The sequence below is a fragment of the Streptomyces sp. NPDC002926 genome (assembly GCF_053591755.1).
Genome location: NZ_JBSFUK010000045.1, coordinates 1 through 24,042 on the forward strand (window position 1 = coordinate 1; position 24,042 = coordinate 24,042).

Annotated in this window: 21 protein-coding genes and 2 pseudogenes; 14 read left to right on the top strand and 9 right to left on the bottom strand. The window is 69.7% G+C overall.

What is annotated here, in order from left to right; all coding sequences use genetic code 11:
- From ACWDZ6_RS31590 to ACWDZ6_RS31600, 3 genes are all read right to left on the bottom strand, one after another.
- The coding region (locus ACWDZ6_RS31590; protein ID WP_451505564.1) for a serine/threonine-protein kinase at positions 1-983 on the bottom strand (983 nt) is incomplete at its 3' end.
- 10 nt (positions 984-993) lie between these two features.
- The gene (locus ACWDZ6_RS31595) at positions 994-3,270 is read right to left on the bottom strand and encodes a bifunctional serine/threonine-protein kinase/ABC transporter substrate-binding protein (RefSeq protein ID WP_451505565.1); all 2,277 of its coding nucleotides are present in this window, start codon (positions 3,268-3,270) and stop codon (positions 994-996) included.
- Positions 3,270-4,082, bottom strand: coding sequence for a hypothetical protein (locus tag ACWDZ6_RS31600; protein ID WP_451505566.1), 813 nt, complete (start codon positions 4,080-4,082; stop codon positions 3,270-3,272). The genes ACWDZ6_RS31595 and ACWDZ6_RS31600 overlap by 1 nt, the downstream gene beginning before the upstream one ends.
- A 399-nt stretch (positions 4,083-4,481) precedes the next feature.
- Here ACWDZ6_RS31600 and ACWDZ6_RS31605 point away from each other — a divergent pair, with 399 nt between their 5' ends.
- Together ACWDZ6_RS31605 and ACWDZ6_RS31610 are read left to right on the top strand one after the other, a co-directional pair.
- Positions 4,482-4,826, top strand: coding sequence for a hypothetical protein (locus ACWDZ6_RS31605; protein WP_451505567.1), 345 nt, complete (start codon positions 4,482-4,484; stop codon positions 4,824-4,826).
- Positions 4,826-5,476 (top strand): hypothetical protein, encoded by a 651-nt coding sequence (locus tag ACWDZ6_RS31610; RefSeq protein WP_451505568.1) that lies wholly within the window; start codon positions 4,826-4,828, stop codon positions 5,474-5,476. The genes ACWDZ6_RS31605 and ACWDZ6_RS31610 overlap by 1 nt, the downstream gene beginning before the upstream one ends.
- Positions 5,477-5,756: 280 nt before the next feature.
- Here the strand turns inward: ACWDZ6_RS31610 and ACWDZ6_RS31615 are convergent.
- A pseudogene (locus ACWDZ6_RS31615) lies at positions 5,757-6,014 on the bottom strand (hypothetical protein); the annotation flags it as partial.
- Between the two features lie 34 nt (positions 6,015-6,048).
- Here ACWDZ6_RS31615 and ACWDZ6_RS31620 point away from each other — a divergent pair.
- The 11 genes from ACWDZ6_RS31620 to ACWDZ6_RS31670 all read left to right on the top strand — a co-directional run bounded on the left by ACWDZ6_RS31620 (position 6,049) and on the right by ACWDZ6_RS31670 (position 18,878).
- Positions 6,049-6,258: a methyltransferase domain-containing protein gene (locus ACWDZ6_RS31620; protein ID WP_451505569.1), complete on the top strand. Its 210-nt coding sequence runs from the start codon at positions 6,049-6,051 to the stop codon at positions 6,256-6,258.
- Positions 6,259-6,497: 239 nt separating this feature from the next.
- Positions 6,498-7,721 carry an argininosuccinate synthase gene (locus ACWDZ6_RS31625; RefSeq protein ID WP_451505570.1) on the top strand — a complete coding sequence of 408 codons (1,224 nt, stop codon included), beginning with the start codon at positions 6,498-6,500 and terminating at the stop codon, positions 7,719-7,721.
- Complete coding sequence (locus tag ACWDZ6_RS31630; RefSeq protein WP_451505571.1) at positions 7,718-8,737, top strand: ornithine carbamoyltransferase; 1,020 nt, start codon at positions 7,718-7,720, stop codon at positions 8,735-8,737. Before ACWDZ6_RS31625 ends, ACWDZ6_RS31630 begins: the two co-directional genes overlap by 4 nt.
- Positions 8,734-10,167 (top strand): argininosuccinate lyase, encoded by a 1,434-nt coding sequence (gene argH, locus ACWDZ6_RS31635; RefSeq protein WP_451505572.1) that lies wholly within the window; start codon positions 8,734-8,736, stop codon positions 10,165-10,167. The genes ACWDZ6_RS31630 and argH (ACWDZ6_RS31635) overlap by 4 nt, the downstream gene beginning before the upstream one ends.
- Positions 10,164-10,946 (top strand): phytanoyl-CoA dioxygenase family protein, encoded by a 783-nt coding sequence (locus ACWDZ6_RS31640; protein WP_451505573.1) that lies wholly within the window; start codon positions 10,164-10,166, stop codon positions 10,944-10,946. The genes argH (ACWDZ6_RS31635) and ACWDZ6_RS31640 overlap by 4 nt, the downstream gene beginning before the upstream one ends.
- A 12-nt stretch (positions 10,947-10,958) precedes the next feature.
- Entirely contained in the window at positions 10,959-12,137 is a 1,179-nt protein-coding gene (locus ACWDZ6_RS31645; RefSeq protein WP_451505574.1) for an ATP-grasp domain-containing protein, read from the top strand.
- Between the two features lie 5 nt (positions 12,138-12,142).
- A complete protein-coding gene (locus tag ACWDZ6_RS31650; RefSeq protein WP_451505575.1) occupies positions 12,143-13,330 on the top strand; it encodes an ATP-grasp domain-containing protein in 1,188 nt (395 codons plus the stop codon).
- 70 nt (positions 13,331-13,400) lie between these two features.
- Positions 13,401-14,813, top strand: a complete 1,413-nt coding sequence (gene argH, locus ACWDZ6_RS31655) for an argininosuccinate lyase (protein WP_451505576.1) — start codon at positions 13,401-13,403, stop codon at positions 14,811-14,813.
- A gap of 448 nt (positions 14,814-15,261) precedes the next feature.
- Positions 15,262-16,194 (top strand): fatty acid desaturase family protein, encoded by a 933-nt coding sequence (locus ACWDZ6_RS31660; protein WP_451505577.1) that lies wholly within the window; start codon positions 15,262-15,264, stop codon positions 16,192-16,194.
- Between the two features lie 175 nt (positions 16,195-16,369).
- Positions 16,370-17,608: an ATP-grasp domain-containing protein gene (locus tag ACWDZ6_RS31665; RefSeq protein ID WP_451505578.1), complete on the top strand. Its 1,239-nt coding sequence runs from the start codon at positions 16,370-16,372 to the stop codon at positions 17,606-17,608.
- Complete coding sequence (locus ACWDZ6_RS31670) at positions 17,601-18,878, top strand: MFS transporter (RefSeq protein WP_451505579.1); 1,278 nt, start codon at positions 17,601-17,603, stop codon at positions 18,876-18,878. Before ACWDZ6_RS31665 ends, ACWDZ6_RS31670 begins: the two co-directional genes overlap by 8 nt.
- A gap of 174 nt (positions 18,879-19,052) precedes the next feature.
- Here ACWDZ6_RS31670 and ACWDZ6_RS31675 read toward each other — a convergent pair whose 3' ends face one another.
- Both ACWDZ6_RS31675 and ACWDZ6_RS31680 read right to left on the bottom strand, forming a co-directional pair.
- Complete coding sequence (locus tag ACWDZ6_RS31675; RefSeq protein ID WP_451505580.1) at positions 19,053-19,343, bottom strand: DUF4184 family protein; 291 nt, start codon at positions 19,341-19,343, stop codon at positions 19,053-19,055.
- Between the two features lie 119 nt (positions 19,344-19,462).
- Entirely contained in the window at positions 19,463-20,029 is a 567-nt protein-coding gene (locus ACWDZ6_RS31680) for a hypothetical protein (protein ID WP_451505581.1), read from the bottom strand.
- 407 nt (positions 20,030-20,436) lie between these two features.
- Between ACWDZ6_RS31680 and ACWDZ6_RS31685 the strand changes: the two genes are divergently transcribed.
- Entirely contained in the window at positions 20,437-20,979 is a 543-nt protein-coding gene (locus ACWDZ6_RS31685; protein WP_351445970.1) for a nitrobindin family protein, read from the top strand.
- A gap of 7 nt (positions 20,980-20,986) precedes the next feature.
- Here the strand turns inward: ACWDZ6_RS31685 and ACWDZ6_RS31690 are convergent.
- From ACWDZ6_RS31690 to ACWDZ6_RS31700, 3 genes and pseudogenes are all read right to left on the bottom strand, one after another.
- Positions 20,987-21,112: pseudogene (locus ACWDZ6_RS31690) on the bottom strand (dehydrogenase); the annotation flags it as partial.
- A 311-nt stretch (positions 21,113-21,423) separates the two neighbouring features.
- The gene (locus tag ACWDZ6_RS31695) at positions 21,424-22,986 is read right to left on the bottom strand and encodes a DUF4139 domain-containing protein (RefSeq protein ID WP_451505582.1); all 1,563 of its coding nucleotides are present in this window, start codon (positions 22,984-22,986) and stop codon (positions 21,424-21,426) included.
- A gap of 8 nt (positions 22,987-22,994) precedes the next feature.
- On the bottom strand, positions 22,995-24,042 hold a 1,048-nt coding region (locus ACWDZ6_RS31700; RefSeq protein WP_451505583.1), incomplete at its 5' end, for a DUF4139 domain-containing protein.

A 24,042-nucleotide genomic window follows, 5' to 3' on the forward strand; every position in this document is an offset into this window, starting at 1 on the left:
AGGAAGCGGCGGCGCGTGGCGCCTCCCTGGCCGACGGCCGTCTCGTCGCCGGGCGGTGCGTCGGCCGCCGTCGCCCCGGACACCTCGGTCGCCTCGACGGCGGGCAGGGCGAGCACGGCGGCCGAACGGCGCGCGATCAGCTGGATCAGGGACTCCGGCAACCAGCCCCCGCCCTCGCCCGCACCGTCCAGGGCCCGCCGTACCTCGGCCACGGCCGGCCGGGAGCCGGGCTCCTTCACCAGGCACCCCCGCAGCAGCGGCAGCAACGGCTCCGGTACGCCGTCCAGGTCCGGCTCGTCGTGGACCGTGCGCATCAACATCACGGCCGCGGAGCCCCGACCGAAAGGGCGCTCGCCCGTCACGGCGTACGCCAGCAGACAGCCGAGTGAGAAGATGTCACTGGCCGGCCCGATCTCCCGGCCCCTGCCTTGGGCCTGTTCGGGGGAGAGGAATCCGGGGGAGCCGACCACCATCCCGCTGGCGGTGAGCGCGGTGTCCTCCGGCATCCGGGCGATACCGAAGTCGATCATCCGGGGTCCGTCGACTGCGAGCAGCACATTGCCGGGCTTGACGTCCCGGTGCACAAGACCCGCCCCGTGCACCGAGTCCAGCGCGTCGGCCAGCCGCGCCCCCAGGACGCGGACGGTCCCGCACGGCAGCGGGCCGCACTCCTCCACTGCCTCCGCCAGTGAGGGTCCCGGCACGAACGCCGCGGCGAGCCACGGAGACTCGGCGTCCGGGTCCGCGTCGAGCAGCGGCACCACCCAGGGGTTGGTGACCCTGCCCGCCGTCTCCACCTCCCGGCGGAAACGGGCCCGGAATCCCGCGTCGTCCGCGTGCGCCGCGCGGATCACCTTCACCGCGGCGAGCGCGCCTCCGGGGGAGCGGGCCAGGTACACCACGCCCATGCCGCCCGCGCCCAGCCGACGCAGCAACCGGTAGCCCGCGATCCTGGCCGGGTCGGCGCCGCGCAACGGCTCCATCAGGCTCCCATCAGGTGGACACCTGGTAGGGCGCCACGCCCTGGTACGCGAACCGGCCGCCGTCGACCTTCCACAGGTACACCCCGCTGCCGTCGATGACCAGGGTCCCGGTCGTCCTGTCGAACGCGAAGTTCTTGGTGATCCCCTTGTACGTGGCCGAGCGCAGCGCCGTCGTCAGGTTCTGCCGGGTGCGGCGCCCGGCGGTCAGCGAGCCCAGACTCTTCACGGCGAGCTGCGCCACGTCGTACGTCTCGACGGCGTACCGCTCCGGCTCCGCGCCGAAACGCTTGCGGTAAGCGGCCGTGAACGCCTTCGCCCCGGACGCCACGGTGGCGTCCATGACCGGGGCGACGATCACCCAGCCGTCGGCCGCGTCCCCCGCGGCGGACAGGAACCGGGCGTCAAGCACCCCCTGCGCGGCGGCCCTGGCCCCCGGGAAGTCACGGTTGCTCAGTTCCCGGGCCAGCAGCGCGGCGCGGTCGTGATAGCCGGCGAAGACCACCGAGTCGGCGCCCCCGTCCAGCAGGGCGTCCAGGGTCGGCCCGAAGTCGGTGCGCAACGCGCTGACCACCTTCGGCACGGCCGGCTGCCGTTCGTCCCGAAGGATCTTGGCGAGGGTGTTGCTGATCGCCCAGGCATAGGCGTCCGCCGCCCGGTCGTCGACGATCCCGACCGTGCGCGACTTCGCGGTGCCGCGCAGGTACGCGTCGAGGTAGAACGGCAGGATCGTGTCCGTCACCCGGGCGTGCAGGAAGGACCGGCTGCCCATCGCCCCCAGCACGGTGGCGCCGGGCGACACCGCGATCAGGGGCAGCGAGGCGGCGTCGTACGTCGCCAGCGAGGCCAGGGCGGTGGCGTCCGTGGTGGGACCGATCACGGCCAGCACGGAACGGTCGGCGACGAGCTTCTTGGCCGCTTCGGGTGCCCGGGCCGGATCGCCGCCGTCGTCCACCGTCTTCACGGCGAGTGTGAAGGGCCTGTTCGCGCGGGAGTTGAACTCGTCGACCGCGAGCAGCAGCCCCCGCTCCTGCGCCCGGCCGCCCGCTTTCTGATCGCCGGTCAGGTCAGCGTGCAGACCGAGGGTGTGCACGGGACCGGTGGCCGTCGGGGCGGGGCCGTCGTTCTTGCCGTCACGGGAGAGCGCCCACCACGCGGCCAGTCCGCCCCCGGCCGTGACAGCCGCAGCGCCCCCGGTCAGGAGCAGGAAACGGCGCCTGCCGACGGCACGGGTCGGAGGCGGAGTGGCTGTGGTGTCCGTCGGCGCGGTGCCGGCGGACGCGGGGTCGACCTCGGTGTCGTCGACGGCGGGCAGCGCGAGCCCGGCGGCCGACCGTTCCGCGATCAGCCGGACCAACGGCTCGGGGAGCCAGGCCTCGTCGCCGGGGGCCCGCTCCTCTTCGCCGGGAATTTCATCCTCGGGCGCTCGAGGACGTACCGCCCGCAGGGCCTCCCGCGGGTCGGGGAGCGAGGCGGGCGACGAGGGCGTGGCGTTCGAGAGGGCCTCGGACAGCGCCTCGGCCGTGGCCCGCAGCTCCGGGTCCTTGTCCAGACAGCCGCCCACCACCTCGGCGAGCTCCGCCGGAACACCCTCCACGTCGGGCGCGTCGTGCACGGTGCGGTACAGCAGCGCGTCGAGCGACCCGGTACCGAACGGAGGGCGGCCGGTCGCCGCGAAGGCCAGCACGCAGCCCAGCGAGAAGACGTCCCCGGCCGGTCCCGGATCCCGCTCGCCCCGCGCCTGTTCCGGTGGCAGGAACCCCGGCGTGCCGACTACGACACCGGTCGAGGTGAGCGCGGTGTCCTCGGGATCACGGGCCACACCGAAGTCGATCAGCCGTGGTCCGTCGAGCGCCAGGAGCACATTGCCGGGCTTGACGTCCCGATGCACGAGACCTGCCGCGTGGAGCTCCCGCAGCGCCTCGGCGAGCCGCGCCCCCAGCACCCGCAGGCTCCGCACCGGCAGCGGCCCGTGCGCGGCGACGGCCTCGCCGAGCGAGGGGCCGGGGATGAACGCGGTCGCCAGCCAGGGCTGCGCCGCCTCGGGGTCCGCGTCCACGAGGGACGCCACCCACGGGCTGGTCATCCGGCGAGCCGTGTCCGCCTCGCGCCGGAACCGCTCCCGGAAATCGGTGTCCTCGGCGTACTCGGCCTGGATCACCTTCAGGGCGACCAGGGTTCCGCCGGCCGAGCGGGCCAGGTACACCACACCCATGCCACCCGCGCCGAGCCGTCCGAGCAGCCGGTGGCCCGCCAGCTTGGCGGGGTCGGAAGTACGCAGAGGCTCCATCACTTCCCCTTCAGCCGCTGCTCTGTGCGCGTCAGCATCTGAGCCAGGGCCGTGCTGCCCAGTTGTTCGAGTTCCTGCGCGGTGTTCCCCTTCGCGCCCGTCACGGAGACGGCCACGACGACCGTGCCCAGCCGGGCGACCATCCACCGGTAGGGCTGTGCGGCACCGCCGTTCCCGACGTACTCGCCGGCCTCGAGGACGGAGTCGTCGGCGTACTCCTGCTCGCGGGCGCCGAAGGGGGTGCCGAGCGACATCAGACCCGTGATCCGCTCGTCGGACCGGGGTCGCTGTTCCGGGCAGCGCAGCACCTCTTCGAGGGTGGTGCTCAGCTGTCCGTCGGCGCCGAGGACGGAGGCGTGCACGGTGGCCACGGCCGTCACCTTGACCGCGCCCTTGCCGCCGCCGGCAGGCAGCCAGCTGTAGCGGGACGCGCTCGCCAGCACCCCGTGCGGGAGCTTCTCACGCTGCCAGCGACAGCTCTCGTTCAGCACGGCCCAGGTGCCCGGGGCGCTCTCGCCCGGATCCTGGGCGACGAAACCCCGGCCCCAGCCGCGCGGGTCGAGCACGACGGACTCGGCCAGGCGGCGCCCGTCCTTCGAGGTCCGGGGGACGAGGGAGGCATCGGGCGTGAAGACGGAAGTGGCGGCGGACGAGCCGCCCGACGGGGTTGCCTCGGTGCTCGGCGACGTCCTGGCCGAGGGCGAACCGCTCTGCCGGGAAGCCCCGTCGTCCGCCGAACACCCGGCCAGCAGACTCCCCGCCACCAGCAAGGTCACCCAACTGCCCCGCATTCCATGGGTGTTGTCTGTCACTCAGTCCCCTCAACACCGTTCGCGCCATCCGACTCGTCGAACGTAGACGGCTGGGAGGGAAGGGACCTCAGTAGAACCACGTATCCGGCTACGTATTCCGCAGGTGCGCCGCCCGGGGCAGGTCCGGGCGACGCCCAGCCCAACGCGGGTCACCAGGCAGGATGGAGGTGGTCGGGGGTGCGGGCGCGACGACCTGGTCGACGAACTGGGACGCGGCGGCGGGCAACGAGTGGTCGGGGCGCGGTAGGACCGCACGTACACGCGCTGCCGTGAGGCTCCGGCGGCTTGGACGACCCGGTCCGGGCGCTGAACCTACGTACCCGATTACGTAGTTCCCCTGAAGCCTCCAGGAGATGGCGCGGAGGAGGCTCACGCGACGGACGACGACGGGGGGCTTCGATGACGGGCGGGTTTTCGGACGAGTGGTGGGTGCTGCTGCTCTTCCCGGTGGTGCTGTGGGTGCCGTTCGGGCCCTTCATTATGGGCACCCTGGGGGTGTGGTGCGCCCGTAGACCCGGCTGGCGGCCACGGTTGTGGTCGGTGCTGGTGCCGCTGGAGCCGGTGGGGTTTCCGGTCACCCACACGATGCTGCCCCTGGACGGCTTGGACGATCCGATCCAGAGGGACGACTTTCTGGGCGTGCTCTACGTGCTGGTCCTGGGCACAACGGCGCTGCCGTGGCTGCTCGGCTACGGCATCACGCGCGTGACGCGCACCCTGCGCGCCTGCCGGGGTCGGGGCTGATGGCGGCGCAGGACGGGGAGTCCGCCACCACGACCGACCGAACCTCTCTGGCGTTTCGCGGCATCTCCGCCTATTTCGCCCTGTCGCTGGCCATCGCTGGGCTGTACGTGGCGTGGCTGTTCGGCGCGACGGTCCTCGCCGGTGCCGGGTGGGTCGGCACCCCGGGCCGGCTCGCGGTCGAGCGGTGCGTGGACCACGAGTCGACCTCGTCCGACGGTGACGTCGTCCGGACGTACTGGTGCTCCGGCACCTTCCGCCCGGACGACGGCGGACCGGAGATCGAGCACGTCACGCTCAAGGGCGGCCGCGGCGACGCGTACGTGCCGCCACGGCCGGGAAGCCGGTGCTACGGCAACTCGCCGGACCGTCCCTGGTGGTGCAAGGGTGACCAGCCGACCTCGGTTGCGGTGCGCTATCTCGGCGGCGAGGCGTGGATGTTCGGCAACGGCCTGCTCGTGCCGGGTCCCGTGTCGCTCCTCGGCCTGTGCGGCTTCGGACTGGGGCTGCTGCTGACCCTCCAGCAGATGGTGTGGCCGGACCCCGAACGGCGCCCGCGGTGGCTGCGGCGCCGCATCTACGACATCTGCGTGGTCGGAACGCTCAGTTGGGTGGTACTACTGGCCGCGCTGGCGTTCGACGTCAACGGCTGACAATGGGTCCGCGCCCGGCCGTGCCCAGCACCCATACGACGATGACCTACTGTACGCGGTGGTCACGTGTGGAGGGACGTTCCCGAACTCGCCCGTGCACGTCCCTGAAGGACGTCGTACTCAAGCCGGACTTCTTCATTCGTGCTGGTCAACGGCTTGTGGCGGGCTGTAATGGGGGTGGGGCGGTCTTTGCCGGGCCGTCCCACGAACGTGTGGCCGCGCTGCGTGTAGTGGCAACGGCGGGCGCGTGCTTGGTGGCGGCGACGCCAGTGGGACCACGTCATCGTGTGGTCGCGGTGTCGAGCACGGCGGCGGGGTCCAACTGCCGGCAGACGTCGAATCTCGGCCGGTGTGAGGTCCACGAGGTCGGGTGTGTCCCGCTCGGTTCCCCCTCGGGCCCAGCGATGCTGCGGCGGGCCGGCATCCACCGTTGCCGGGTGGGTTCGTCTCCCTCGAACTCCCACACGGCCGACAGGCGAGCTGCGGCCCACTCGTAGAAACGCTCGCCCTTCGCGCCGCTTCCTGCGGACGGCCGTTGTACCGAAGTCCGATCGACTACGAGCACGACCATCGTGCCAACTCCGCCCTGGGGCCGGCCGCATGGAAGATCTCCACAGTTCGAGGGGATTGACATCGGCGTCGATCCCGTTCCCCGCGATCTCGCGCCCTGCAGCGTCGACATCATCACCTGCCACCTGACGCTCCCATACCTCGACCGCGAGCGGTTCATAGCGGACGTACGGCGGTGGCTCCGCCGCGACGGCGTGCTCGCCGTTGCGTAAGATCTTACTGCATAAATGTACCGATGTCTGTATACATGCAAGCACCCTGTCGACTCGCCCGCCAAGGCAGGCTCGACGTCAGTTCGCCCAACTGGCGGAAAATTTCCACTACATGCGCAGATGAACGCTGTCTTGCGTCGTGAGACGGATGATCTTTGCTCTTGCTTCCTGCATGAAGATGCATGCAGGATGCTTCGGGTTGGATCACCGCACCCCGCAAGCTGAGGGAACTTTCAGGTATGAGCAAGCCCCGCAAAATCGTCCTTGCCTTCTCGGGCGGACTCGACACCTCGGTCATTCTGAAATGGCTGCAGTTCGAGTACGGAGCGGAAATCGTCACGTTCACCGCTGATCTCGGCCAGGGCGAGGAGCTTGAGGAGGCCAGGCACAAGGCGCTGGCGCTCGGGGTCAAGCCGGAGAACATCTTCATCGAGGACCTGCGGTCCGAGCTGGTCGCCGACTACGCCTTCCCGATGTACCGGGCGAACGCCGCGTACGAGGGAAATTATCTGATGGGGACGCCCATCGCCCGACCGCTCGTCGCGAAGCGACAGATCGAGATCGCACGCGCCGTGGGTGCCGATGCCGTGGCGCACGGCGCGACCGGCAAGGGAAACGACCAACTGCGGTTCGAGCTGGCCTATTACGCCCTCGCGCCGGACATCCAGGTGATCGCACCCTGGCGGGAGTGGGACCTCGAAGGCCGGGCCCAGCTGATCAAGTTCGCGGACGAGCACGGAATTCCCGTCGCGAAGGACAAGCGCGGCGAGGCCCCGTATTCGGCGGATTCCAACATGCTCCACATCTCCTGCGAAGGAAAGTCCCTCGAGGACCCCTGGCTCACCCCCGAGGACGACGCCTGGGTCCGGACCAAGTCTCCGGAGGAGGCTCCCGACCAGCCGACCGTCATCGAGATCGACTTCGCCAAGGGCGACCCCGTCGCGATCGACGGCGAGGCGCTGGACCCGGTGTCCCTGCTGGCCCGCCTGAACGAGCTCGGTTCGGAGAACGGGATCGGCAGGATCGACATCGTCGACACGCGGTACGTCGGAATGAAGTGCCGCGGCCTGTTCGAGACCCCTGGCGGGACCATTTGGCTGCAGGCGCACCGGGCCGTCGAGTCCATCACGCTCGACCGCGGCGAGGCGCACCTCAAGGACGAGTTGATGCCGCGATACGCGGAACTGATCTACAACGGCTACTGGTTCTCCCCGGAGCGGGAAATGCTCCAGGTCCTCATCGACAAGAGCCAGGAGCGTGTCACCGGGACAGTGCGTCTCAAGCTGTACAAAGGGAACGTCATAGTCGAGGGCCGCAAGAGCCCCAACTCCCTCTACAGCCAGGACCTGGTCACCTTCGAGGAAGGCGGCCCCTACCGCCAGAGCGACGCGACCGGGTTCATCCGTCTCAATGCCCTGCGACTGCGGCAGCTCGGAAATGTGGTTAAGGGCGGTGTCGCGTGACCCGGAATCAGTTGCTGACGATCGAAGACCTCAGGGCTCCGGATGTCCTTGACATCCTTGCGGTGGCCGAATCGCTGGAACAGCACAAGCAGCGCTTCGGCTTCCTTCCCGCCCTGTTGCGCGGGAAGTGCATGGGAATGATCTTCGACGAGACGTCCCTGCGTACGCGCACCGCGTTCGAACGGGCCATGGGCGACCTCGGTGGCCAGGCGATCCACTACAACGGTGCCGAGGCCCGTGTCGGACGCCATGCGGCGAAGACGGAGCACCTGGCCGACTTCGTGAACGTCGCGGGCGGCTTCAACGACGTACTGCTGAGCCGGATCTACGACTTCGCGGCCCAGGAGCAGATCTGCGCGTTGTCCCCGGTCCCCTTCATCAACGGCATGTGCGACGAGCATCACCCGACGCAGGCGCTGTGCGACTTCCTCACCATCAAGCGCCAGTTCGGCCGGGTAGAGGGGATCAACATCGCCTTCGTCGGGGACGGCACCAACATTGCCCTCTCGCTCGCCCAGACCGCTGCCAAGGTCGGCGCGCGCTTCACCTGCGCGACCCCCGAGGCCATGGCGCTGCCGGCGGACCGCACCGCTCACCTGGCCGGATTCATCGCCACCACCGACGCGCGCGCCGCCGTCAAGGATGCCCACGTGGTGGTCGCCGACGCGTGGATCCCGATGAACAAGGCCCACGAAGCCGACCAGCGCCGCGAGGTCCTTGCGCCCTACCGCGTCACGCCCGCCCTCATGGCCGAGGCCCGTGCGGACGCGGTCTTCCTCCATAACCTTCCCGCGTACCGGGGCGACGAAGTCGTGCCTGACGTCATCGACGGACCGCAGTCCGTGGTCTACGCGGAAGCCGTCGCCCGGCTGCACATCGCCCGAGCGCTGCTCCTTCACTGCCTCCACACAAGCTGGAAGGACCTTGCGACGGCCGCGCACGACGGCTCGGCCGAGGCCTTCGACCACCTGCTCGGCGAGATCGCGGGGCAATCGGTCACACGGGGCGACTCGTGAGCGCCGACGAGCGGTCCACAGCCGCACGGCGGATGGCGGCGATCGGTGCGACCGCGCACTACGACCAGCGGCTTGCCCTGTACGACATCGCGGCTTCACACGCGCACGTCACGATGCTGCTCAAGCAGGGGATCGTGCCGGCGGACGCGGCGGCCGGGCTACGGCAGGGCCTGGAGAGGCTCGGCGAGCAGATCCGGTCGGGAGCGGTCCCGCTCAACCCGGAGGCCGAGGACGTCCACACGGCGATCGAGGAGTATCTGGAGACGCAGATCGGTGCGGACGCGGGCTGGCTGGGAACCGCGCGGGCCCGCAACGATCTCGCCGTGACCGCGCTCCGGCTCTGGATCCGCGACTACGTGACCTCCCTGAGCGGGAAGCTCCTGGCCCTGGCCGAGGCGCTGCTCGAACAGGGTGAGCGGCATGCCGGGACCGTCATGCCCGGGTTCTCGCATCTCCAGATCGCGCAGCCGCTGACGTTCGGTCATGTCTGCCTCGCCTACGCCGAGGCGTTCCTGCGCGATGCCGAGCGGATGAGGTTCGTACGGGCTCTGCAGGACGAATCCCCCATGGGATCCGGGGCGTTGGCCGGTACCGCCTTCCCGATCGACCGCGCCGCCGTGGCACAGAGCCTGGGGTTCGGCCGACCGACGGCGAACTCCCTGGAGAGCGTCGGGGACCGGGGATTCGCCCTCGACTTCCTGAACGCCGGTGCGTCCGTGGCGCTCAATCTCTCGAGGTTCGGCGCGGAGCTCGTCTTCTGGTCGTCCCAGCCTGTCGGCCTGATCTCGCTCCCCGACGAACTGGTCAGTTCGTCATCGGCCCTGCCGCACAAGCGCAATCCGGATGCGGCGGAACTGGTGCGCGGCAAGAGCGGCCGGGTCTTGGGCAACCTCCACGCGCTGCAGACCGTGGTCAAGGGGCTGCCGCTGAGCTACTTCAGGGATCTGCAGGAGGACAAGGAGCCGCTGTTCGACACCGCCGACACGTTGGCGCTGTCGCTGGACGCCGCGATTTCCCTCGCCACCCTGATGGAGCCGAACATCGAGGCGATGCGCAGCGCCGCCGACGTCGCCTTCGGCACGTCCGGCGATCTGGCAGACTGGCTGACGCGCGAGCGCCGGATTCCCTTCCGCGAAGCCCACCATCTCGTAACGAAGTTGGTGCGGCTCTCCGCTCAGCAGGGCTGCACGCTGGGCGAGTTGTCGCCGGAGTGCCGGCGGGACGTCGACGAGCGGCTGGCCTTCCCGGAGTGGCCTGCTCTCACGGTCGAGGTATCGGTGGCATCGCGGGACAGTCACGGGGGGACGGCGCCGACGCGCGTCCGCGAGGCCGCCGCAGAACTGCGCTCCAGGCTCGCCGAGTTCACGGCACGCCTTTCGGACCAGGCAACCATCGATCAAGAACTGGAAAAACTGGGGGGGAAGAGTTGATCGCGGCAGCGGAGCTGGCGGAGAACAAGGCGCAGTACTGGCAGGACGGCTACACGATCCTTCGCGGTCTGTACGGGAGTGAGGAAGTCGAGGGCTTCCGCAAGGAGTGCGACCGGCTCTGGAACCTCGAAGGTCTGGACGACGACCTCAACCTTCGTACGGAGTTCAGGCGCGGCCCCGACGGCCAGCACGCCTTCGACCGCCTCGACCCGGTCCTGGACATCTCCCCGGCCCTCAACGAGGCCGCGACGCACCCGGCGCTGCTCGACGCGCTCGCCACCCTCCTCGGCGGCTCCGCAGAGATCCTGAAGGCCAAGCTCATCCGCAAGGAACCGGGCCTCAACGGCTATGCCGCACACCAGGACTTCCTGTATTGGAAGTGGCTCGAGAGGCACCCGGACCTGCTGTGCACGGTCGTCGTCAACCTCTACCCGAGCGATGAGACCTCCGGCGGCATCGGGTTCTACCCCGGCAGCCACCGGGAACTGCTTCCCGGTCCCCCGGAGAACCCCGAGGGCGATTTCGACCCCGCGCAGCTGGACGCGTCCACCATCGAGGTCCCCGCACTGGACGCCGGCGACGTCCTGGTCTTCCATTCGCTGGCCCCACACTTCAGCGGGCCCAACAACAGCGACCGTCCCCGGACAGTGCTCCTGCCGTCTTACTGCGTCACCGAGGAGACCGGGCTCTACCAGAGGTACTACAAGCGGGAGATAGTGCGCCGCTGCAAGGAAATGGTCGGCTTCGAGCGCTACTTCGCCCGCAATGACAGCCTCTAGGGGTACCTGAACATGGACATTCTGTTGCTTCACCCGGTCGCGGAGTGGTCGCTGGAGCGCGTTGCCGCGGTCTGCGACCGCGAGGGCTGGCGGCTGACGATCGTGACGATCGAGAGTTCGACGGTCGGGGACCATGTCACGACGCTGCACGAGTGGATCAGGGTGCCGGCGCTGTCGGACTCCCCCCAGGAGCTGCTCGCGCAGATCAGTGCGCGCCGCTTCGACGCGGTGGCCGCGGGCAACGAGTTCGCGGTGATCGCCGCGGACGTCCTGGCGCGGGAACTGGGCCTCTACCACAACGGCGTCGACCGGATCCGTGGGTCGCGGAACAAGGCGCTCATGCGGGAACTCTTCACCGAGTACGACGTTCCGCAGCCGCGCACCATCGCCACGCTGGCCTCGGCCGCGGAGAGCCGTGACGTCGACTGGGCGGGCGTGGCGTTCCCCGTGATCGTCAAGCCGGTCGACATGGCGATGAGCCTGTTCGTCCGAAAGTGCGACTCGCGGGACGAGGTCGAGGAGACCCTGGCGAAGATGTCGGCCTTCAAGAAGTCACGGCTGACCAACTACGCGTTCGACACGGGTGCGCTCGTCGAGGAGTTCGTGGAGGGGCCCGAGTTCAGCCTCGAATGCGTCGTGCAGGACGGGCAGTTGGTCGCGCACGCGCTAATACAGAAGTTCGTGTCACCGCTTCCGGCGTGCTACGAGATTGGCCACATCTCCGGCAGCGACACCCCCGAGCAGCACGAGCGCGCGCTGGTGGAGACGGTCGAGCGCATCGCGTCGAGCTGGGGCATGGCGCAGGGTGTGATGCACGTCGAGTTCAAGATGACGCCGGAGCGGCTGAGCATCATCGAGGCCGCCGCGCGCCCCGCGGGAGGCCATGTTCCGGAGCTCGTCGAGATGCAGCACGGGCTGTCTCTCGAGGACGCGTATCTGCACGCGCGCGCCGGCCTGCCCTGGAAGGTGGCCCCGCGCACGGAGCAGGATGCCTGGCACGGGATCCGCTTCGGCTTCGAGGAGCGCTCTTCGGTGGCCCGGCCGCAGAGCGTCGAGGTCGTACGCGTCCATGACGACTCGGACGGCGTCCTGGCCGGCGCCGAGCCCTTCTCGGTGAATCGGCGCACCGGCTTCTCCGTCCTGCGCAGTGAGTCGTTGAGCGACCTGGACCAGTACGTCCGGACGGTGTGAACTCCATGGCAGATCCGCAGCAGGTCATTGTGGTGGGCGGCGGTCCCGGGCTCTGTGACCGTATCCGTCTGCTCGGTGCGGACATCACCATGGTGGACCGGCCGGCCGGGTACGACCCGGTGCTGGTCCCGGTGGCGAAGCGCACCGTGTTGAGCGAGTACGACGATCCTTCACTGATCCCGCTGCTGCGGGCCCTGCACCGTGAGACTCCCTTCAGCGCCGTGCTCTCGCTCACGGAACAGGGACTGCTGCCCGCTGCCCGGATCTCCGAGGAGCTCGGGATCCCGGGCCTGTCGACGGAGGTGGTCGGACGGACACGGGACAAGCTCGCCATGCGGACATGGCTGCGCGACAACACGTTGTCCGCTGTCCCGTGCTCGGTCGTGGAGAACGCCGTCGACATCCAGGACTTCGCGGCCGAGCACGGATATCCGGTGATCGTGAAGCCACGGCACGGCAAAGGAAGCGAGCACGTCTCATGCTTCCGCCGAGCCGACGACGTGGTCACGCCGCCCGCGGTCGCCGACGACTACATCGCGGAACCGTTCTTCCCGGGTCCGGAATTCTCGGTCGAGGCAATCAGCTGCGCCGGCGAACACCAGGTGATCGCGATCACCGGCAAGGTCACCCAGGACGACGACCCGGCGAACCCCTTCGTGGAGATCGGGCACGTCGTACCCGCACCGGTCGGACCGGAGACCGCTACGGCCATCACGGAGTACGTTTCCGAGTTCCTCGACGTCATGGGAATCACCGATGGCTGCAGTCATACAGAGTTGCGTCTGACGCCTTCGGGACCGGAAGTCATCGAGACGCACACCCGAGTGGGCGGGGACTCAATTCCGACGCTCGTCAGGCAGGCCACCGGGTACGACCTGCTCGACCTTCTGGTCGAATGGTCTCTCGAAGGCACCAGGCCGCAGAAGCCCGCGTCCGCGGTCGCCGGTGCCGCTGCGATCCGTTACTTCACGCCGCCGCCGGGGCGAGTCCTCGGTATCGGCGGGGTGCAGCGGTGGCAGGGGCTGCCCGGTGTCCTGAAGTTTCACCTTCCCCTGAAGATCGGGGACAGCATCCCGCCGATCCAGGACTCCCGTACGCGAGTTGGCTACGTGCTGACCACATCCTCGAGTGCCGAGCAGGCGATCGACCTGTGCCGGCAGGTCGTCTCGGGGGTCCGGATCGACATCGGTTAGGGTCCCGCGGATTTTTCCGGGACCACCATTTTCTCTCTTCATTTCAGAAATCAGAAAGGCGGCGCAGAACGTGAACGGCGATGCGAGCAAGAGCAGCGGGCTGATTCGGGGTCGTTTCGGCGAAGGTATGGCCGAGGTGATGGAGCAGATCAACGCCTCCATCGGGTTCGACCGGCGCATGGCCATGCAGGACATCGACGGCTCGGTCGCCCACGTCACGATGCTCTGCGAGCGGAACATCGTCTCCCAGGCGGACGCCACGGCGATCGAGGACGGCCTGGAGGTCATCCGGGGTGAGATCACGTCCGGGCAGTTCACGTACTCGGTGGCGCTCGAAGACATTCACATGAACATCGAGTCCCGGCTCGGCGAGCTCATCGGCGCCGCGGCCGGGCGACTGCACACGGCCCGTAGCCGCAACGACCAGGTCGCCACCAGCTTCCGGCTCTGGGTGCGGGACGCGCACGACCGTGCGCTGCAGCTGGTCCAGCAGCTCATCGAGGTTCTCGTCGAGCAGGCCGCGCAGAACACGGCGACCCTCATGCCCGGCTACACCCACCTGCAGAGCGCGCAGCCGGTGTCGTTCGGCCACCATCTGATGGCGTACGTCGAGATGTTCGGGCGCGACCACGGCCGGCTGCGTGATTCCCGCGAGCGCCTGAACGAGTCCCCGCTCGGTGCGGCTGCACTGGCCGGGACCTCGTTCCCGATCGACCGCGAACGCACCGCGGAACTGCTCGGGTTTGCGCGGCCGATGCACAATTCGCTGGACGCGGTGTCGGACCGGGACTTCGCCGTCGAGTACCTGTCGGCCGCTTCCCTGTGCATGACGCATCTCTCCCGCATCGCCGAGGAGATCGTGCTGTGGATGTCGCCGCAGTTCAACTTCATCGAGCTGTCGGACTCCTGGACGACTGGCTCATCGATCATGCCGCAGAAGCGGAACCCGGACGCCGCTGAACTGGTCCGGGGTAAGACCGGCCGTGTGCACGGCTCCCTGTTCGGCCTGCTGACGGTCATGAAGGCGCTGCCGCTGACATTCTCCAAGGACATGCAGGAGGACAAGGAGCGGACGTTCGACGGCGCGGACACCTTCGAGCTGTGCCTGAAGGCCATGATCGGCATGATCGGCGACATGAAGCCGCGCGCGAGCGAGATGCTCGCGGCGGCCGGTGCCGCCCACGCGACGGCGACAGATCTCGCCGACTGGCTGACGCGTGAACTGGGCATGCCGTTCCGCGAGGCGCACCACATCACCGGGCGCCTGGTGCGGCTGGCCGATGAGCACTCCTGCGCGCTCGCGGAACTTTCCCTGGACGCCATGCGCGAGGTCGACTCCCGCATCGATGAAAGGGTGTTCACCGTGCTCGGCGTGGAGGACTCCGTGACCTCGCGCCGCAGCCTCGGCGGAACCTCACCGGAGTGCGTGGCCCGCGAGGTTGAGCAGTGGCGGACCCGTGTCGAGGAGTGGTCCGCCCGCTGACGTCCTGATACGCGGTCCTCACGGTACGCGGATTCCCGAGCCCTGCCCGCGGCCGTCCGCGAGGACCGCTGTCATGCTTCCCCGGCTCGCCCTCGGCACAGCGATGTCCCACGAGCGGGGGCGCTGTTCCCGACAACCTCCCCCGTCGACGGGCCATGCGCGCGCCGCTCCTCGTCCGCCGCCCGTCGGCCTCGTCCCACCTGCGGTGGGCACACACCACCCCTGGACCCTTCCGGTGCTTTTTGGTGCCTCCGCGGTGCTTCTGCCGCGACGACACGGGCCGGACGTCTCTTCTTCTGCCGTGAGGTGCCGCTGTCCACTGCGGCAGCGGACAGGCCGCCTGCCCCGGCGGGCCGTCAAAGACCGAGGCCCGGTGGGCGCCCCCTTTTCGCGCGGCCGGAGCCGATCCGCAGGATTATCTTCTTCAAGAACAGAGAGAACAGCTTCAGTGAGCGAAACCGAAATATCGCCGCAACTCCTATTCCGGCGAGCCGCCGTTCGGTCCAAGGACGAGGCGATCTTCCTCGGAAAGCTCTGCGTGCTGGCCGTCCTGGCCGCCGGCGGAGTGGCGCTCGCGGTCCAGTCCTCCGGTATCGCCGCCGTCTGCGGCGTACTCGTCCTGGGAGCGGCGTACACACACGCGGTGGAGCTACAGCACCAGTGCCTGCATCATTCGGCGTTCCGGAACTCCCGGTTGCACCGGGCGGTCGGAGTTCCGCTGGGAACGCCGATGCTCGTGTCGTACAGCCACTATCGTGTGCGTCATCTTCAGCACCACCACTATCTGGGAACACCGCAGGACACGGAATTCTTCGGATTCGACACCCGGCAGCCGCTGAGGTTCGGCACCCTGGCGAAGAGCGCCTTCGACGTGAAGCGTCTTGTCGCCGTCGGGAGGGATATCGGCAAGTGTGCGACGGGCCGTTGGCAATATGACATGGGGCAGATCTCCCCGAAGAGCCGCAAGGCGATCATAGGTGAATACCGCTGGTTCGGCGCTTTCACGGTGCTTTTGCTGGCGGCCTGCGTCATGGGCGCCGGGGAACTCGTGGTGCGCCTGTGGCTGCTCCCCTTCCTTGTGGCAATGCCTATGCACTTCCTGGTGGAACTGCCGGAACACATCCTGTGCGACACCTCCAGCGTCGACGTGCTGCGCAACACCCGCTCCATCACGGGAAGTTGGCTCACGACATGGTTCACCAACGGGAACAACCTGCACGTCGAGCACCACGCGGCAATGAACGTCCCGATCAATCGGCTCCGGGAACGTCACGCCGATGTCCGGGAATTCGGGCTGAACGTACAGCGCACCTACTTCGAGTTCTTCGTCATTGTGATGCGAGAGGCGTGGAGAAACAGAAATGAGGCAGGCGCGCCATAGTTCGAACGCGCGGCCGTGCATCCCTAGGCCTGCGGAGAAGACCGCCGGCGGCGGCATCGGCGCGTCCGATCGCCGAATTCCGAGTCACAAGGTTTGAAGGAGCCGTCACATGGCGAACTCGTCAGTAACGCGAGCAGAACGCATCACCCATGTTCTGGTCGGATACAGCGTCGTTATGATCTCCGAACTCGACCAGCTGCTGCCAGAGGCGAGCGTCCTGGTACTTGAGGAAAGCCACATCATCGAGGCGCGGCGCGTTCACCTCACGGCGTCCCGGCACCCGTGCGTCGCCGAGGTGCGCGCCGCCCCCACCCAGGACGAGCGGCACGCCGGGCTGTTGGCGCGCACCGTGGCCCGTCCCCTGAACGTCTGTGCGGTCCTCCCCGGCGTCGAGTACGGGGTGGTCGCGGCCGCCGCCCTCGCGGACGCCTGGGGACTGCCGGGCAGCGGCGTCCCCGCGGCCCGTGCCCTGCGCGACAAGCTGGAACTGCGGCGCCTCGCGGCCGCCCACTCCATTGCCCAGCCCACCTTCGCCGAGGCGACCGGCCCGAAGGACGTCGAGGCCATGCGCGAACGCCACGGCGGCGAGTGTGTCCTCAAGCCGGCCAACCGCCAAGCCAGCCTGGGGGTGGTGCTGCTCGGGCCCGACGACGACAGCGAGGACGCCTGGCGCCACAGTGTCACCGCGGGCGAACCGCGCCTGTACATCGATTACCCGGACACCGCCCGGTATCTGGTGGAGGAGCGCCTGCACGGCCCCGAAGTCAGTGTGGAGGCGTTGGTCCACAGGGGGACGATCGGCTTCTTCAACATCACCGCCAAGGACGTCCTGCCCGGGCGCCATCCGGTCGAGGTCGGCCATACCGTCCCCGCCCCCGCCGACGGGCAGGAGAGCGCCCTGCGCGCCGCTACGGAGGCCTTGGTCGACGCGATCGGCTTCTCCACCGGAACCCTGCATGCCGAGTGGGTGCTGACGCGTGGACGCCCGCATCTGATCGAGTGCGCCGGGCGCCTCCCGGGCGACCGGATCCGCACCCTCATCGACCTCGCTTACGGAGGCAGCGGAATCCTGACCGGTCTCCTCGGGCTCCTGGCCGGCGAGGGCCCTGTCCCGCCGCGTCCCGCCCTGCGCGGCGCGGCCATCCGCTTCCTCCCGATGCCGACGGTGGACGGCACGGACGCGGTGGTCCACTCCGTCACCGGTGTGGACGAGGTCAGGAGGACCAGCGACATCGAGACGGTGGAAATCTCCGCCGCAGAGGGAACCCCCGTCTCCGAGACCACCAATTCCTGGCAGCGCGCCGGATACGTGGTCGCCACCGGCCCCGGCCCGGCGGAAGCGGCCGCCACGGCACGCGCGGCGGCCTCACTCGTCACCATCACCGCCCGTTCGTCGGGGCCGGCCGGTGCCTGACCTCCGCGCGCGGGCCGGACTTGGCCTCGCCCACCGCCCGAAGCTGAGCGACTACCTTCCCAACAGTCCGGCCGGTCGGCTGCTCGCGTTCTCGGCGCTCACCAGCTCATTCGGCACCGGCCTCTTCCTCGCCGGCGCCACGGTGTTCTTCACCGGCGCCACCGGGCTCACTCACGTCCAGCTCGGTGTCGGACTCGGCATCGCCTCGTTCGTCGGGCTGGTGGCCACCGTCCCGCTGGGCTCGCTCGCCGACCGGATTGGAGCCCGCCCCGTCCTCGTCGGCGCGCTGATATGGCGGGCTCTCTGCTTCGTCTGCCTCGCGTACGTCCAGGGCCCGGTGGCTTTCACCGTCGCCGCTTCCCTTCAGGCCGCCGCCCAGAACCCCACGGGCCCGCTCACCCAGGCCCTGATCGGCGGTGTCAGCGAGGAGGGTGACCGGACGCGGATGATGGCTGTCGTGCGTACTGTGCGGAACATAGGCTTCTCCCTGGGCGCACTGGCGGCCGCTCCCCTGCTGCTCGCCGACGACATCCGGATCAATCGCGGGGTTCTGATCGGCAACGCGCTGGCGTTCCTGGTGTCGGCACTGCTGCTGGCCCGGTTGCGGACGCCAGAACCCGTGCGGAGCCCCGCCTTCCGCAACCCGTTCACCGCCTTCAAGGCGGTCGCGGATGTTCCCTATCTGAAGCTGGCCGGGCTCAATTCCGTCCTTACACTCCATATGACGCTGCTCGCGGTCGGCCTCCCCCTGTGGGTCACCGGACACGACGGGGCGCCCGACGCCCTTGTCTCGGTGTTCGTCTTTGTCAACACCGTGCTGGCCGTCATCTTCCAGGTCCCCTTCGCCCGGGGCGTGACCGACCCGCGCACCGGAGCGCGTGCGCTGCGGCGAGCGGCGCTGGCATTGGCCGGGTGCGCCGCCCTGCTGGCTGTTCCGCCGGACGCGGACTCGTTCCCGACGGTCGCTGCCGCGCTGGCCGCCTGCGTGCTGCTGACCGCTGGTGAGCTCTGGCAGGCGGCCGGGGGGTGGGAGCTGTCCTACATCTACGCCCCCGAAGAACAGCGGAACGCATACCTGTCCGTATTCAGCCTCGGCCTGTCGGCGCAGAGCGTGACTGGCCCCCTGCTCATCACCGGCGTCGTCCTTGTGCTGGGGCCCTTGGGCTGGCTGGGACTGGCCGCGCTGTTCGCCGTCGCGTCGCTCATGACCGGTCCCATCGTCCGCAGTTTGGCGGGGGACCGGTCGGCTGCGGCGGCCACGGCTCCCTGATCCCGCCATCTTCTTCGCGGTCCTGTAACAAGGGCTAGCCTTTCCGTTTTCAGGGTGGCGGTCTGGCGGGCTCGGGGGATCGGGGGATCGGGCATGGTGTGCCATCGCTCGCAGGATGTGCCCGGACAGCGGGGCGTCGTCGGCTCGGGCAGCGAGCTTCACGGCCAGGACGAATTAATTCTGGGCTACGGCGTGCTCACCGTGCTCACGCCACCATCCCGGCAGGAGCGCGGCGACGGTAGGTGTCGACTGCCAGATGAGCAGGGTGGCGACAATGCTCAAGGGGACTCCGCATAGGGCGAGTCCGGCCCAGGTGTGTCCGTACGTCAACAAGGGCGCGCCCACCGCGTAGGGAAGATCCGGCGCGGTGGACTCGACCACTAGCGCGACGCCGTCGAACCAGTCAGGCCGCCGTATCTTCAACGGCGTCACGGCGGCGGCATGAGACGGAAAGGTCTGCGGCACGGTTCGATACCTGCTTCTCACCGTTTTCAGACGCCAGTGCGAGCTGCCTCAAACATCAAGCAGACCGATGGCGACATCGCTGTTTCCCTTCGTCGGTTTGCGTGATGCCGTGGCGGCGCTCAGAGGGTCGGGAAGACCACTGCGAAGAAGAGCCACAGCAGTACGGCCCAGAAGACCGCCGCCGCCAGCGACACGAGCAGGGAGCTGCGCCACCTCAGCACCAGGAACGGGAAGAGCACCACGGCCGCCCAGAGACCGGCCACGTCGATCGACATGCGGGCGGCCTGGCCAAGGGTTCCCGCGCGCCCCGCGGCGATACGGCGCAGCAGCCGCTGGGAGACGAAACCGTACAGGCCGAAAACGATCGGGAAGAGCCACAGCGGGGTGATCGTGACCAGTTCGGACTCGGAGAACTCGTTGAACATGACCAGGTAGACGAGGGCGGCGCCCAGCACACCGGCCATCAGCGCGGTCACGTAGAGGGCGGTCAGGGCGGTCGGCTCCGCCGCACCGGCCGGCGCGGGAACGGGCGCGAGCACGGGCGAGGCGTAGGGAACATCGGCCGACGGGGCTCGGACCACCTGGTGGCAGTGGGGGCAACGGACGTCCTGCTCGGCGCGGTCGGCCGGAGCCGAGATCAGGTGCCCGCACGTGGCGTGGAATTCGACTTGCTGACGCTGGTTCATGCGTTGCCTTCCCTGTACCGCTCCCATATTGCTCGACGCCGGTGATTGCGTCGGTCGACCGAAACAGCTCCGACCCAAGGGAGAAGAACGCCAGAGAACATTCAGCCTGCCCCGACGCACGGCTCGTGGAGCGATCTTCACAGCGGCGAGCCTCCCCGGCATCCGGGAAACTGCGTACTCGCACACGTAGTCGCGCGGACCCGTGGCCGGTACGGCTGGGCGAAGAGTCCGCGGTTGCCGTTCCGAGACGGCTTCGGAGGGCCGACCTCCATCTCCGTGCCGGCCGGCTCAGCCGTCATGTACTCCGCCCCCCGCCGTGTTCATGCTGAGCGAGGCTTAGGCCCGGGCGGTCCACCCGGGCGCCTAAGCTGCCGTCCGGCACCGGCCTCGACCCAGGAGCGCGCATCATGTACGACCCCGCCCAGAAGCCCCCGTATCCCGACGCCCTGCGATCGGACGAGGCACCCGCACCGCACGCACTGCTCGCGCCGGTGATCGGGCTGCTGGGTACCTGGGCCGGCCGGGGCCGGGGCGGATATCCGACGCTCGACGAGGAGTTCACGTACGCGCAGGAGGTCACCTTCAGCCACGACGGGCGGCCCTTTCTCCACTACGAGGCGCGCGCCTGGCTGCTCGGCGCGGACGGTACCCCGCTGCGGCCGTCGGCCCGGGAGAGCGGCTGGTGGCGGCTCCAACCCGATGGACGTGTGGAGGCATTGATCACCCAGCCCACCGGCATCGCGGAGATCCTGGTCGGCAGCGCCGACGCCGGGACGGTCGACCTCACCACCCACGAGGTGGCTCTCACTCCCACGGCCAAGGAGGTGAACGCCACCCGCCGCCGCTACACCGTGACGGACGAGGACACGCTCGCCTTCGTCCATGACCTCGCGGCGGTCGGTCAACCCCTGCAGCACCACCTTTCGGCACGGCTTCGACGGAACCCCTGACCAGGCATCAGGCGTGCGGTGCTCGCGGTTCGATCCGGAAGTCGCAGGCGAGCGTGCCGGGGTCGAGGGCGGTCACGCCGCCGTCGACGGTGAGGACGGCTCCGTCGACGAAGGAGGAGGCGGGCGACACCAAGTGGCGTTCTTGTCTGCCGTTTCAGCAGATTGTTCGTCTGCTGTTGGTACAGCTCCCGGTAGCCGAGCCGCCGGCGGAACCAGCAGCCCGACCCGGCGCGTCCGGCCGCCGGGGAACAGGACGAGGTGTACGCGCTGCCGGCAGGCGGGAGGCCCGCCGCAGCGGCCGGCCGTGACCGGGCGACAGGCCGCGTACCGGCGGCCACAGTGGTGACCGGCCCTCATGTCCTTCGGGTGTGCGAAGCGGCCCCCGGATGGGGGCGGGAGCCCGGATCAGGCCTGTACCGGCAGGCGTGCGGCGGCCCACCGAGCTCAGAGTCCGGTTACTTTGGCGCTCGCCGACAGCTCGTAGACCAGAGTGACGGTGCGCCGGCTGCCGGGTGGGAGGGTGAGGTCCCAGCGGGCGATGCCCTCGGCGTCGACCACGTCGGGCGCCGGGGAGCACGAGTCCTTGTGCAGGCGTATCTCCACCGCCGCGACCTCGGAGACCGGGATCCGCTCCCGAAGGACGACCGCCCGCTCGCCGTGCTCCCCGGGGGCGGAGAACCGGGACACGTGCAGCCGGACCGTGCGGGTGACCACGGTCCGCTGGGTGATTCCGGCCACGTCGCGGGACTCCTCGGCCCGCCGGACCACCCTGTAGTCGTCGCAGCTGCCGAAGGCCAGCTCGACGGGGGCGCCGGGGGCGGTGAAGTCCAGCGTGCCGCGGCCGCTGTATCCGCTGCCGCGGACCAGGTCCACGGGCCCGGCGAGCAGCGCGTGGCCGGACAGGTTGTCGAACCGCACCACCTGGCTGACCAGGGGGGACAACTCCGGTGAGCAGGCGTACTCACTGCGCGCGGCCGTGGTGAATGCGGAGAGCAGTACTCGGTGGGCGCGGCCGTCACCGGGCACCGAGACCGGCGCGGGGGATCTCAACACCCGCGCCTCGCCGCCGTCGTCCACCCCCGGCAGGCCGAGCACCGGGGCCGGGCCGAGGGCCCCGATCTCCTCCTCGCGCAGTTCGACGTCGACCGTGCGGCGCTCCGCCGCGGAGCGGTCCTTGAGCGTCAGCCGGTCCTCGCCCAGCCGTGGCGGATCGGTGGCCAGCGCGGAGCGGGCCGTCGACAATGTCAGCCGTACGTCCGACCAGTCCTCACCGGTGCGCTGCCAGACCATCGCGTCGGTCTCCAGTGTCAGGGAGTCCCCGTCGAGCACGGCCCGGTAGGCGGGCCGCCACAGCGCACACGAGGTGAGGTGGCTCAGGCGCAGCCCGACCGGCCCGGCGGCCGAGGCCTCCACGGTCAGCTCGATATGGCCGACCAGCTCGACGGGCTCCTCCTCGGAGAGGTGCATGGCCCGCTGGGCTTCCCCGAGTTCGGCAGCGAGGGCGGCCAGCCGGGCCTCCACGGCGCGGAGTTGCTCTCCGTGCGCGTCACGCTCGTCGTCCACCCGGTCCAGTTCGCGGGCCCAGCGGGGCCGTTCGGTCTCCCCGGAGCCGGCGCCTTCGCCGATCTCCCGCAGCAGATCGGCGGCGAGGCGGCCGAGCAGGTCAAGACGGGCATGCAGCCGGTCGCGTCGCTGCCCCAGGGCCAGCCGCTCCTCTTCGAGGGTGTGTACGTGGTGGCGCAGGGCGGAGTCGTCGTCGGTGGACGGCAGCGGCCCGCGCGGCGTCCAGCTGCGGACGATCCGCACGTCGAGCACGGTCGCGGGGTGATCGCCGGTCAGCTCGGCATGGAGGGTCCGGTCGACGGCCAGCGCACTGACCGGTCCGAGACGCAGCCGCTGGACCCCGGCCTCCAGATCGAGCACGGCGGCGCGCTCGATGTGGGCGCGATCCTCGAGGCACGTGACGGCGGTGACGGGGAGGGCGATCGGCTTCGGGGCCGTGGACATGGCGTGTGTCAGCTCCTGCGGTTGCCGCCGACCAGAGTCTTGCCGGTCGGGATGCGGATCTCGTAGCCGCCGTCGAGGGCGGCAGTGGCGCCTGCGGGCAGGTCCAGTCGCCAGACGCGGGTGCCCGGCGCATGTCGATCGTGCCCCGTGCCTTCCTCGGGTGCCGTCCAGTCGGCCCGTTCCTCGATCCGGACGTCCGGTTCGGAGGTGACCGGCACCCGCTCGTGGACTTCCACGGTGACGGGCCTCGCGAGCCGGTTGGCCAGCTCCACGTGGACGCGGTGGTCGAGCACGGTGGTGTTGTTGCGCAGGCCCGAGGTCGACTCGTGCAGGTTCGTACGGCGGGTGACCCGGATGCCCTCGGCCGGCCCGAGTCCCACCCGGCGGACACCGCCGGGGGCGAGCGTGGGCAGTGCGGCGGTCAGCAGGAAGTCGTCGTCGACGGTGACCTCCACCGGGCCGGCCAGCAGTGCCTGGTCGGTGGCGTTGGAGAGCACCAACGTCGCGTACACGGTCTTCTCCACGGACGGCACGCAGAGGTACTCGGTACGCAGGCCGACCGGGATCTCGCCGACGGTGACGGTGTGCCAGGTGCCGTCCGACGGAATGTCGGCGCGGGCGGTGGCATCGAAGCGGTGGTCGAAGGAACCCGCCGACTCGCGGGGCCGCACGGCCTGTCCCGGCAACGGCAGCGCGGCCACCGCTTCGGCGCGGCGACGGTACTCGGCCGCCACCGGGTCGAAGGGAGAGTCGGGAAACAGCCGGCCTCTGCGACCGCCCTGTTCGTCGGGGCCGCACAGGACAAGGGCGGCATAGTCGAGCTCGGCGCCGCTCGGCTGCGGCGGACCGGCTACCGGTGCCGGAGGGGGTGGCGGCGCAGCCCGGCCGGGAGCCGCGGGCGCCATGGCGGCGGGTGCAGCCGCGAAGGACCTGCCGCCGGTACGCGACCTGTCGCCCGGTCGCGAGCCGGCCGGCTGCGCGAGGGCGGGCATCCCGCCGCCGAAGACTTCCGGGGGAGCGCCGACCGCGCTCCCGGGCCCCGGGCCCGCGGGCGGC

What these genes read in the sequence shown, in the direction of transcription:
- ACWDZ6_RS31595 (WP_451505565.1), bottom strand. Translation starts at nt 3,270, where the DNA reads ATGGAGCCTCTGCGTACTTCCGACCCCGCCAAGCTGGCGGGCCACCGG.
- ACWDZ6_RS31605 (WP_451505567.1), top strand. Translation starts at nt 4,482, where the DNA reads ATGACGGGCGGGTTTTCGGACGAGTGGTGGGTGCTGCTGCTCTTCCCG.
- ACWDZ6_RS31610 (WP_451505568.1), top strand. Translation starts at nt 4,826, where the DNA reads ATGGCGGCGCAGGACGGGGAGTCCGCCACCACGACCGACCGAACCTCT.
- ACWDZ6_RS31625 (WP_451505570.1), top strand. Translation starts at nt 6,498, where the DNA reads ATGAGCAAGCCCCGCAAAATCGTCCTTGCCTTCTCGGGCGGACTCGAC.
- ACWDZ6_RS31645 (WP_451505574.1), top strand. Translation starts at nt 10,959, where the DNA reads ATGGACATTCTGTTGCTTCACCCGGTCGCGGAGTGGTCGCTGGAGCGC.
- ACWDZ6_RS31650 (WP_451505575.1), top strand. Translation starts at nt 12,143, where the DNA reads ATGGCAGATCCGCAGCAGGTCATTGTGGTGGGCGGCGGTCCCGGGCTC.
- ACWDZ6_RS31665 (WP_451505578.1), top strand. Translation starts at nt 16,370, where the DNA reads ATGATCTCCGAACTCGACCAGCTGCTGCCAGAGGCGAGCGTCCTGGTA.
- ACWDZ6_RS31680 (WP_451505581.1), bottom strand. Translation starts at nt 20,029, where the DNA reads ATGAACCAGCGTCAGCAAGTCGAATTCCACGCCACGTGCGGGCACCTG.
- ACWDZ6_RS31685 (WP_351445970.1), top strand. Translation starts at nt 20,437, where the DNA reads ATGTACGACCCCGCCCAGAAGCCCCCGTATCCCGACGCCCTGCGATCG.
- ACWDZ6_RS31695 (WP_451505582.1), bottom strand. Translation starts at nt 22,986, where the DNA reads ATGTCCACGGCCCCGAAGCCGATCGCCCTCCCCGTCACCGCCGTCACG.